This window comes from Micromonospora sp. WMMD967 (assembly GCF_029626165.1).
Classification (GTDB): domain Bacteria; phylum Actinomycetota; class Actinomycetes; order Mycobacteriales; family Micromonosporaceae; genus Micromonospora; species Micromonospora taraxaci.
This window is the reverse complement of the sequence record NZ_JARUBK010000001.1, coordinates 4,438,277-4,449,420: the sequence shown is the minus strand read 5'-3', so window position 1 is coordinate 4,449,420 and position 11,144 is coordinate 4,438,277. Positions and strand designations below refer to the sequence as shown.

General features: G+C 70.2%; 8 protein-coding genes. 5 read left to right on the top strand and 3 right to left on the bottom strand.

What is annotated here, in order from left to right; all coding sequences use genetic code 11:
• Window positions 1–5: 5 nt before the first annotated feature.
• A complete protein-coding gene (locus tag O7631_RS19910) occupies window positions 6–338 on the top strand; it encodes a putative quinol monooxygenase (RefSeq protein ID WP_278145601.1) in 333 nt (110 codons plus the stop codon).
• Between the two features lie 74 nt (window positions 339–412).
• Here the strand turns inward: O7631_RS19910 and pdxY are convergent, their stop codons facing one another.
• From pdxY to O7631_RS19895, 3 genes are all read right to left on the bottom strand, one after another.
• Window positions 413–1,264 carry a pyridoxal kinase PdxY gene (gene pdxY / locus O7631_RS19905; RefSeq protein WP_278145600.1) on the bottom strand — a complete coding sequence of 284 codons (852 nt, stop codon included), beginning with the start codon at window positions 1,262–1,264 and terminating at the stop codon, window positions 413–415.
• A 143-nt stretch (window positions 1,265–1,407) separates the two neighbouring features.
• On the bottom strand, window positions 1,408–2,202 hold the full coding sequence (locus O7631_RS19900) for a serine protease (protein ID WP_278145599.1): 795 nt from the start codon (window positions 2,200–2,202) through the stop codon (window positions 1,408–1,410).
• Between the two features lie 178 nt (window positions 2,203–2,380).
• On the bottom strand, window positions 2,381–3,397 hold the full coding sequence (locus O7631_RS19895) for a LacI family DNA-binding transcriptional regulator (protein ID WP_278145598.1): 1,017 nt from the start codon (window positions 3,395–3,397) through the stop codon (window positions 2,381–2,383).
• Between the two features lie 238 nt (window positions 3,398–3,635).
• On the opposite strand from O7631_RS19895, the gene O7631_RS19890 reads away from it, so the two are divergent.
• The 4 genes from O7631_RS19890 to O7631_RS19875 all read left to right on the top strand — a co-directional run bounded on the left by O7631_RS19890 (window position 3,636) and on the right by O7631_RS19875 (window position 11,133).
• Entirely contained in the window at window positions 3,636–5,990 is a 2,355-nt protein-coding gene (locus O7631_RS19890) for an AbfB domain-containing protein (protein ID WP_278145597.1), read from the top strand.
• Between the two features lie 460 nt (window positions 5,991–6,450).
• Entirely contained in the window at window positions 6,451–7,743 is a 1,293-nt protein-coding gene (locus tag O7631_RS19885; protein ID WP_278145596.1) for a cytochrome P450, read from the top strand.
• Window positions 7,744–7,979: 236 nt separating this feature from the next.
• On the top strand, window positions 7,980–8,489 hold the full coding sequence (locus tag O7631_RS19880) for a helix-turn-helix transcriptional regulator (protein ID WP_278145595.1): 510 nt from the start codon (window positions 7,980–7,982) through the stop codon (window positions 8,487–8,489).
• Between the two features lie 253 nt (window positions 8,490–8,742).
• Window positions 8,743–11,133, top strand: a complete 2,391-nt coding sequence (locus O7631_RS19875) for a nitrate- and nitrite sensing domain-containing protein (RefSeq protein WP_278145594.1) — start codon at window positions 8,743–8,745, stop codon at window positions 11,131–11,133.
• Window positions 11,134–11,144: the final 11 nt, after the last annotated feature.

Sequence of the window (11,144 nt, the reverse complement as noted above, 5' to 3'; positions counted from 1 at the left end):
GGGCCATGATCTTCATTACCGCCAAGTTCCGCATCTTGCCCGAGCACGCCGACCAGTGGCCGCAGATCGCCGCGGAGTTCACCGAGGCGACCCGGGCCGAGCCGGGTTGCCTGTGGTTCGACTGGTCGCGCAGCGTGGACGACCCGACCGAGTACGTGCTGGTCGAGGCGTTCCGCGACGGCGAGGCCGGCGGGGCTCACGTGCAGTCGGCGCACTTCCGCAAGGCCCAGGAGACCCTGCCGCCGCACCTGGCCGAGACCCCGCGCATCGTGAACGCGACCGTGCCGCAGGACGACTGGTCGCTGCTCGGCGAGATGGCCGTCCCCGAGGGCCGCTGACCGGACCCTGACCGTCGGCCGTCGCCGACCCCGCCGCGGCGGAGCCGACCTTCCGGCAGCGGGCCGTCCCGCCGTCAGCGGAGCCGGCGGGCGGTGAACCGGGCCGGCGGGTCGGCGATCACGTCCTGCGCCGCGACGAGCTGGATCTCCCGGGTGCCCGCCGCGACCGTCGCTTCGAGCACCGCGAAGACGGATGCGATGGTGCGTTCCAACGCGACAGCGGGTGAGCCCGTCGTCCAGAGATGCGCGAGGTACAACGCCGCGGTGACGTCGCCCCCGCCGTTCGGGTTGATCGGCAGCAGCGGTGTGGTCACCGCCCAGGCACCCTCGTCCGAGACGGCCACCACCTCCAGCGAGCCCGGCGGCAGGTCGCCGTGCAGCACGCTGGTCACCAGGACGTGCCGCGGGCCGGTCGCACGCACGACGTCGACCGCGTCGAGGACCTCCGCCAACGAGGTCGTCGTACGCCCGGCGAGGAAGTCAAGCTCGAAGTGGTTCGGCGTGATGATGTCGGCACGCGGCACGACGGTGTCGCGCAGGTACTCCGGGATACCCGGACGGACGAACATCCCGCGACCGGCGTCGCCCATCACCGGGTCGCAGCAGTACACAGCCGCCGGATTGAGGGCCTTGACCTTCTCGACCGCGTCCAGGATCACCGCCCCCATGGCCGGGTCACCCTGGTAGCCGGACAACACCGCGTCCGCGCCGCCGAGGACCCCACGGTCGGTGATGCCCGCGATCACCTCGGCCACGTCGGCCGCCGCCAGCATCGGTCCGCGCCACGCGCCGTACCCGGTGTGGTTGGAGAAGTGCACCGTCAGGACCGGCCAGACCTCGTGCCCGAGCCGTTGCAGGGGAAACACCGCCGCCGAGTTGCCGACGTGACCGTAGGCGACCGACGACTGGATGGACAAGATCTTCACTGGCCCATCATGGCCGTCGCTGCGGTGACCGCACGCGCGGCCCGCCGATTCTGTCGGCTGGCCCACTCGCCGCCTACCCCTGGGTGCCGGCACGAGCGGGCGGCCCGGACACCGTCGTCCGGGCCGCCCGAGTGGTCGTACGGTCAGCCGCCGAGGCTCGCCGCCGCCGAGGCGATCGACGAGGCGAAGTAGCTCACCTGGGTGTAGACGCCCGGGTAGTTGGGTCGGGCGCAGCCGTTGCCCCAGCTGACGATGCCGACCTGGATCCAGGCGTTGGAGGCGTCGCGCCGGAACATCGGGCCACCCGAGTCACCCTGGCAGGTGTCGGTGCCACCGCTGGCGTAGCCGGCGCAGATCTCCTGGGCGGGGATGAGGTCGCCGCCGTAGTTGGCGTTGCAGACGGAGTCACTCACGAACGGGACCGTCGCCTTGAGCAGGTACCGCTGCTGCCCGCCACCCTCGCGGGCAGCGCCCCACCCGGCGACGGTGAAGGTGCCGCTGTCGTAGGCGGTCGTGCTGGCGATCGGCAGCGTGCTCAGCCCGGTGACCGGGCTGGCCAGGCGGATCAGCGCCCAGTCCCGGCCGGCCCCGTTGTAGCCGGGGGCGCGGTAGACGTAGTTCGACCGGACGGTGATCCGACTGGACGACTGGAGGTCCACCGCCCCGAGCGTCGCGGTGATGCTGGTGTTGGTGCCGGTCGCGCCCACGCAGTGAGCCGCGGTGAGCACCAGCCGGGGGCTGTACAGGGCCCCGCCGCATCCCATCGAGAGCCGAACCATGAACGGGAACTCGCCCTGGGCGGCGCGGGTGCCGCCGACGACGTTCGGCGTGATGGGGTTGTCGGCCGCGGCGGCCGGCGCGGTGAGGGTGAGGCTGGCCGCGGTCACCGCGGCCAACGCGGTGGCCAGCAGGCCAGTGAGGGTACGCCAGCGAACCATGCATTCCTCCGCATCAGGATGGCACGCCTCGTGAGCGCACCGGCATTCGAGATAGCGGTCATCATATTGAGATCTTTGGATCTAGCGCGTCATCCTCTCTGGGTCGTACCACCGGCGCTATGGACTTCGGCATGCGCACCGCGCAGGTCCGGTCGGACAGCTCGCGGGCGAACGCTCGTCATCCGCCCGGCGTGCCGGTGCTCTCTCGTCGGACGAGCCGGAACGGCGTCTGCACGGTCAGCGGCGCCGCGACCGCCGTGCCCTCGATGCGGGCGACGAGTCGGCGTACCGCGAGACGGCCGATCTCCCTCTTGTCCGGCGCGATGGTGGTGAGGGTCGGCGTGCCGAAGCGTCCCTCCTCGATGTCGTCGATCCCGACCACGGCGACGTCCTCCGGCACCCGGAGACCGGCCTCGGCCAACGTCCGCAGCGCGCCGATGGCGACCAGGTCGTTGTAACCGAACACCGCGTCGGGCGGGTCACCGAGGGCGAGCAGGTCACGCATCGCGCGCTTGCCGTCGAGTCGGCCGAACGCGTCGGTGCGGGCGACCAACCGGGGGCGGTACGGCAGGCCGGCGGCGACGAGCGCCTCCCGGTAGCCGCGTACCCGCAGGTGCGCCGACTGCCGGTCACCGCCGGGCGTGGCGCCGATGAACGCGATCCGTCGGCGGCCGATCGCCACGAGGTGCTGGATCGCCGCGTGACTGGCGGCGACGTTGTCGATCGCGATGTGGTCGTACGGCACGTCGGAGACGCCCTCACCGATCAGCACGAGCGGAGTGTCAGCGGTCCGGGCGAGCACCTCCTCGCGGCCGATCCGCACCGGACTGAGGATCAGGCCGTCGATGATGTGTCGCCGGCTCCCGTCGAGGAGAGCCAGCTCGGCCTTCCGGTCGGCGGCGGTGTTCTCCATGACGAGCGTGTAGCCGAGCGCGGCGGCCTCGGAGATGGCGATCTCGGCGAGTTCGGCGAAGTAGGGGTTGTTCAGTTCCGGGATGGCCAGGGCGATCAGCCCGGTACGCCCCCGTCGGAGGTGCCGGGCACCCAGGTTGGGGCTGTACCCGAGTTCGTCGATCGCCTGCTGCACACGCTGCCGGGTCCGCTCCCCCACCGGCCGGTACCCGTTGACCACGTTCGAGACGGTGGCTAGCGACACCCCGGCGCGCTGGGCGATGTCCTTGAGGTTGACGCCCATCCATCGACCCTTCTCATGGGGACCACCGGACCACAGACATCGACGAACAAGGATTGACGGGAGGGCCGGCGCGGCTCTATAACGTTATACAGGCGATGACAGATGTCAATATGCCCACCACCTGACGCACGGAGACCGCACCGACGTCCGTTCGTCGTCAACCACCACCCGATGCCCACCGCCCACGCGCTTCGGGCTTGGCTGCACCGCCCGCGGCGACTCGCCCCTCGGAGACGGCATGACACGTCAGGTCCCCATCCGCCCCACAGTGCCGCTGCTGCTCATCCTCACCCTGGTCGCCGGCATCCTCGCCGCGCCGGCCGCGCCGGCGCACGCCGCACCGGCCAAGACGCCACCACTGACCACCCCCTGGACCAGCCAGGCCCTGGCCGGAACGCCGCTGCCCGAGTACCCGCGACCGCAGATGACGCGACCGGACTGGCTCAACCTCAACGGCGAGTGGCAGCTGCGCCAGTCGGCCACCGACGACGCCCCGCAGTTCGGCACCAACCTGCCCGAGCGGGTCAACGTGCCCTTCCCGGTGGAGAGCGCCCTGTCCGGCATCCAGCGGGCCGCCAACGACAACCGCAACTACCTGTTTTACCGGCGCACGGTCACCATCCCGGCGAACTGGTCGGGTCGCCGCACCCTGCTGCACTTCGGCGCCGTCGACTGGCAGAGCACCGTCTGGGTCAACGGCATCCGGGTCGGCGCGCACACCGGCGGCTACGACGCCTTCACCTTCGACGTGACCCCCCAGCTCACCACCGGCACGAACGAGATCGTCGTCAAGGTCTGGGATCCCACCGACACCCGCCAGAACGGCAGCCTGCCGGCCATCGGCAAGCAGACCAAGACACCCAGCGGAATCTTCTACACCCCGAGTTCGGGAATCTGGCAGACGGTGTGGCTGGAGCCGGTGCCCGCGGCGTCCATCAGCAGCGTCGACGTCTACCCGAACCTGAGCAACAACACAGTGCGGGTCCGGGTCTTCACCAGGGGCACCGTGAGCGGCCACAGCGTGCTCGCCGAGGCGCTGAACGGAAGCACTGTGGTCGGCACGGCCACCGGCGGCTTCACCGACTTCAGCGTGCCGGTGCCCAACGCCCGCCGCTGGTCGCCCGACGACCCGTTCCTCTACAACCTGCGGATCACCCTCCGCAACTCCGGCGCCGCCACAGTGGACCGGACCACGCACTACTTCGGGATGCGGGAGATCAGCACCGGTGTGGTGAACGGGGTGCTGCGCCCCAAGCTCAACGGCCAGTTCGTGTTCCAGGTCGGCACCCTCGACCAGGGCTACTGGCCGGACGGCCTCTACACCGCGCCGACCGACGCCGCCCTCGCCTTCGACCTGCAGAAGCACAAGGACCTCGGCTTCAACATGGTGCGCAAGCACATCAAGGTCGAACCGCAGCGCTGGTTCTACCACGCGGACCGGCTCGGCCTGCTCGTTTGGCAGGACATCCCGTCGCTGACCGCCCAGGACGTCAACCCCACCGACGCCCAGCAGGCTCAGTTCGAGGCGGAGGCACGCGAGATCGTCGACGAGCACCGCAGCTCGCCCGCCGTGGTCGCGTACACGCCGTACAACGAGGGCTGGGGCGAGCGTTCCCTCGCCGACACCCGGCGGGTCGCGCAGAACATCAAGAACCAGGACCCGACACGGCTGGTCAACCCGCACAGCGGTCACAACTGCTGCCAGTCCCTCGGCAACCCGGGTAACGGCGACATCGACGACTGGCACGTCTACCTCGGGCCCGACTCCCCCGTGCCGTCGAGCAGCCGGATCGCCGTCCTGGGCGAATTCGGTGGGCTGGGCCTGCACACCCCGGGTCACGAGTACAGCCCGAGCGGCAGCTTCTTCGCCTACGAGTGGCAGACCAGCTCGAACGCTCTCACCGACAGATACGTGGGACTGGTGCAGGGCAGTCAGAACCTGATGCTGGGCAAGGGACTCAGCGCCTCCATCTACACCGAGATCACCGACCTGGAGGGCGAGCTGAACGGCTTCCTCACCTACGACCGGCAGGTGATCAAGATGGATCAGGCGCGGGTCCGCGCCGCCAACACCGCCCTGATCAACGCCTCGAAGACCATCGGCAGCTCGGCGCCCGTGGCCCTGCCGGTGAACACCCGACGGTCATTGCAGGTGACGACGCCCGGCTACACCAACAGGTACCTGCGTCACCAGGACAGCCTGGCCTTCACCGAGGTCGTCGACGCCGCGAGTTCCAGCCTGCTCAAGGCCGACGCCACGTACACCGTCCGGACCGGTCTGGCCGACGCCGGCTGCTACTCGTTCGAGTCGGTCAACTTCCCCGGGCAGTACCTACGCCATCAGAACTCCCGGGTCCGCAACTCACCCGACGACGGCTCGACGTTGATGCGCGCCGACGCCACCTGGTGTGCGCGTGTGGGGTTGACCGGCGCGGGGGTCTCACTGGAGTCGTACAACTTCCGGGGCAGGTACCTGCGGCACTACAACTCGGAGATCTGGCTCAGCAACGGCGCGGGCGGCGACGCGTACAACACGCCGACGTTGTGGACCGCCGACAGCACCTGGAACGTCACCACACCCTGGGCACCCTGACCCCCCATACGGAGGAAGGACGTCGAGGGGGTCTTCGGCCTGGCCGAAGGCCCCCTCGACGTCCGATGTCATCGCGGAGCGCCCACTGTCGGGACCGCGACGGCGCGGCGACGTCACCGGGCGACAGGAAGATCGTTCTTCCGGTCATGAGGGAGAGCGGCACGTCGAACCCACGGTCCGTCAGGGCCGGCTGCCCGCCCCTGACGTCGGAGGGCCCGCAGGCCTGGGTCGACTGATGACAAGGACCAACTCGCACGTTGCAGACCGCCGCGTCCACCTGGCCGTTGCAACCCGCATTATGTCGCGCATTAAATAGACGTTGACCTATCTTGACTTGTGCAGCCGCTCAGCGCACCGTAAAGAGCCATAGGCAGATGCGCGCCATTATCGGCCCAACTGAACGTGGATCGTTGAATGGGGACGCTGCCGGTTTCGCGCCGCGTGCATCAGGAGGCGTTCCATGCGGTTGAATCCGTTCACCGGGACCTATCTCACCGATCCGGCAAGCATCTGGCGGCGTATTCTCGACGATCCCGACGGGGTGCACTACGCCGAGGATCTGGGCCTGTGGTTGATCAGCGGGCACGCCGACGTCCGGCGGACCCTCGCCGACGTGACGACCTTCGCCAACACTCTCACCCTCGCCCCGGTCTACGAGGTCTGCCCGGAGGCGTTGAGCGTGCTCATGCAGATTGACGCGCCCCCGACGACGGCCGCCGCGGACCCGCCGGTGCACCCCCGAACCCGTCGGGCGCTCCGCGCGACCTTCGCGAACACCGCCGAGCGGGTCGAGGCCGACTACGGCGCGATCGTCCGGCGCAGGGTCGACCAACTGGTGTCCCGGCTCACCGACCGCCAGGGCGACCAGGTCGACCTGATCCCGGAGTTCGCCACCGAACTTCCCCTGCTGGTGGTCCTGGACATCCTCGGCGTACCCGACGCCGACATCGGACGGATCAGGACGTGGGCCGACGGCCAGATCGCCCTCGTGTGGGGGCAACCCGACCCGGCCGAGCAGGTACGCCTGGCACGGGACCTGCTGGAGTTCTGGCACTACTGCGAGGAACTCGTCCGGCAGCGAGTGGCCAGCGGACACGAGGGCGACGACTTCATCAGCCGCGCCCTGTCGTACCGCGACGACGACGACACGGTGCTGACGGTGTCCGAGGTGGCGAGCCTCGCCTTCAATCTTCTGGTCGCCGGACACGAGACCACCGCCGGGCTGCTCGCGCACGCCCTCGACCAGGCGCTGTCCAACCCGCAGCACTGGTCGACGCTGACCACGGACCCGAAAGCCGCCGCCGCGTTCGTGAACGAGACCCTGCGGTTCGCGCCCGCCATCGACGGTTGGCTCCGGGTGACCAGCCGCGAGGTCACTGTGGGAACGGTGACGATTCCCGCCGGGGCGCGTTGCCTGCTGTTGATCGGAGCCGCGAACCGCGACCCCGCGGTGTTCGCCCACCCGGACCAGTTCCACCCACACCGGGTGGACGCGGGCAATCACCTGTCGTTCGGCCACGGACCACATTTCTGCATCGGAGCAGGATTGGCGAAACTGGAGGCCGAGATCGCCCTCACCCGGCTCGCCGACGCCATTCCCGGCCTTCGTCTGTCGACCGAGCAGCGGCGCTCGTACAAGCCGAACGTCGCATTCCGTGCGCACCGCACGCTGCTCGCGACAATCGACACCCGCACGCCTGCCGACATCCCGGCGGCGCGTGACGAGGTGGCTGCCGAAGCGCACGCCGCGTGACATGGGCGAGCGTCAGCACATCGCACCGCGGGGTCGGCGCTCACCGTTGCCCGCCCCCGGGCACACGCAACAGGTCCGACACGCATCCCTCGCGCTTTGCCTGACGATCGATGTCGGCGAACGTCTTCACAGTGATCGGTTCCTGGGATAAGAATTGCCCTCTATGAATGTTCAGCTCATCCGCCAATCCCGATCTGGCGTCCGCTGCTGATTCCCGTAGCCACGAAGGTGAGCGCATGGAGCACACGTCCCCGTCGAGCTCTGCTCACTCCGCGGCCAGCCAACGGTTCCGGTGGGAACTGCGCGACTGCCGCGTCCGGCGCGGCCTGACCCAGCGTGCCCTGGCGGATCTGGTGCGGTTCAGCCGGGAGACGGTCGCCGCGGTCGAGTCGGGTCGCCGGTTCGGCAGTCACGAGTTCGCGCTGCGCTGCGACGACGTGCTCGGCACCGGCGGACGGCTCGCGGCCCTCTGGCCGCAGGTGGCGGCCGAGCAGTTGGCGGCCGACGGCCGGCGGGGCCCCCGCGACTCGCAACCACAGCACCAGCAGCGGCGGGTGCCACGTCAACGTGATCGGCGCGATGCCCGTGACCCGGGTGCCGTGGTCGACGCGATCGACGAGCTGCGTGAGCTGATCGGCCAGGTGCTCAACACCCCAGCCGACGCGGGCGAGCCCAGCGACGCGCAGCGACGGCAGACACCGGAGGGCACGATGCCGGCCTCCGACCCCCACGACGACCAGCGCTGACCCCACGGATCGAGCTCCGTCTCACGGCGTCACCGGTTGCTGACGTTGGGTACAGATGCTGGTACGGGCAGTTTGTACCACGGCCAGGTCTGGTCTACGAGCGCGGCTTCCGGCCGAATGGGACTTGCATTCGGCAACGTGCGGATAGACCGTCATCGACGAGTCGTGGGAGTCAATCTTGGCGTCGAGCACCCGGTCCCACGCGGCCAGACCCTACCCGACCCGCCGACGCGGTTGGAAGATTGCCGGCCGGATGCGCCTCATCGTCGCGGCACCGCTCGTCGCCGTCATCGGCTTCGCCGGGCTCGCGCTGACCGAGAGCGCCCGCCAGACGGCCCGTGCCAGCGACCTTCGGATCCTCGCCCAGGTCGGCGCCGAGGCCGGCGACCTCGCCTACCGCCTGCAACGCGAGCGGATCGCCGCCGCCGACCTGCTCACCTACGGCGCGCCGGAGCAGCAGGACGCCTTCAGCGCGGAGATGACCGCCACCGACGATGCGGTCGGCCGCTACCGCGCACAGCGTGAACGGCTGACCGCTGACACCGACGCCAACCGGGACCTCCTACGCCGCATCGACGCGGCCCTGGACGGCCTCGCCCCGCTGCGCACCCAGGTGCGTACGGCGACGCACGCATCGGTGTCGGCGATGACCTTCAGCTACCGCATCGCGATCGCCGATCTGATCAACTTCCGGGAAGCCGTCTCGCACGGCGTGGTCGACGCTCGGCTCGCCGACGGGATCCGCGCCTCGGCGGCACTGTCGAAGACCGCCGAGGCGATCGGTCAGCAGCAGGTCGCCGTGCTGCGGACCGTCGCGGGCGGTGAACTGACCCCGGCCATGCAACAGGACATCACCGCCGCCCGTACCAGCTACACCGAGTCGAGCCTGTCGTTCCTGGCCCTGGCCCCACCCGAATGGAGCAGCTGGTGGGAGCAGGCCGGCACCGGCAAGGAGGCGCTCGCCCTGCAACGAATGCAGGACGCGGTGTCCCGCGCCCAACCGGGCTCACGGCTGCAACTGGAGACCGGCAGCTGGGTGTCCACCACGCAGACGCGTGCCGCCCGCCTGGCCGACCTGCGGGCACGGGTCGACGCCGCGGTCCGTGACGACGTGCGGGCCGCGCACGCCGACCAGCGCCGCCGAGCCGTCGCCGAGGCCGTCGGCGTCCTCCTGGCGCTGATCCTCACCGCGCTGGTGACCTGGCTCGTCGCCCGGCAGATCACCCGGCGCCTGCGTCGCCTGCGGGACGCCGCGAACGCTGTCGCTTTCGAGCAGCTCCCCGCTGTGGTGGCCCAGCTCCAGCAACCGGGCAGCGCCGCCGTCGACCCGGACAAGCTGGCCCGCCAACAGTCGACCGCCGCGCTCGAACCGTCCAGCGACGACGAGATCGGCGAACTGGGCCAGGCGTTCAGCGCCGTCCACCAGGCCGCCGTACGGACCGCCGCCGAGCAGGCCGTCATGCGCGCCAACACCGCCGACATCTTCATCCACCTGAGCCGCCGTGAACAACGCCTCGTCGATGCCGTCCTGGCACAGGTCGACCTGGTCGAGCGGGACGAGACCGACCCCGACCGGCTCCACCAGCTGTACACGCTGGACAACCTGGCAACCCGGATGGGGCGGATCAACGCGAGCCTGCTGGTGCTCGGCGGCGTCGGCGTCGGCCGCGTACGCCAGCGCGACGTCCCCCTGCAACAGGTGCTCCAGGCGGCGCTGTCCCAGATCGAGCACTACGCGCGGATCCGGCTCGGCATGATCGACGGGGACGTCGCCGTGGCGGCGAAGACCGTCGACGAGGTCGTGCACCTGCTCGCCGAACTCATGGACAACGCGACGACGTACTCACCGCCGGGCAGTGAGACCTGGGTGAGCGGCCGGAGCCTGGGCGACCGCGTCATCATCCAGATCAGCGACGAGGGCGTCGGGCTGTCGCCCCAGCGGATGCAGCAGCTCAACGAGTTGTTGGCCCGCCCACCCGCCATCGACGTGGCCGCCGTACGGGCGATGGGTCTGGTCGTGGTGGGTCAGCTCGCACAGCGCCTGGGTGCCACCGTCCAGCTGCGACGCGGCCCTCGACGCGGCACCCTCGCCGAGGCGACGCTTCCCGCGGGGATCATCCGGTCGCTGCCGCCGGAGGAGTACCTTCTCGCCCCCGGACGGCTCTCCCGCCGGGCGGCCCGCACGACCGGCGCCCCACCGCCGTACCAGCCGCGGCCCGAGCCCACCGCCGGGCACCCACCGGCCGAGCGGACCCTGCCCGCGGCCCCGGTGTTCCGAGCGACACCCCCGCCCCCGGACCGGGGTGACGCGCCCACCGAGGAGCTCCTCATCTTCGAGCAGGTCAACCACTGGTTCCAGAGCGACGTCGTCGAGGGCCACGAGACCCGGGAATGGTCCAGTCCCGCCGACGACGCCTGGCGCACCGCCGCCCAGGCGACCACCCCCGACGTCACCACGACCACCACCTCGGGCCTGCCCAAACGGCAGCCGCAGCGGCATCTCGTGCCCGGTGGCGTGACCGTCCCCCAGCAGCAGCAGAGATCCGAGTACCGCGACCCGGCCCAGGTGGCGACGGCGATGGCCGCGTACGCGCGGGGTGTGGCGAACCGACGGCGTACCCCGATCAACCTCGGCAACAAATGACGCGACAGGAG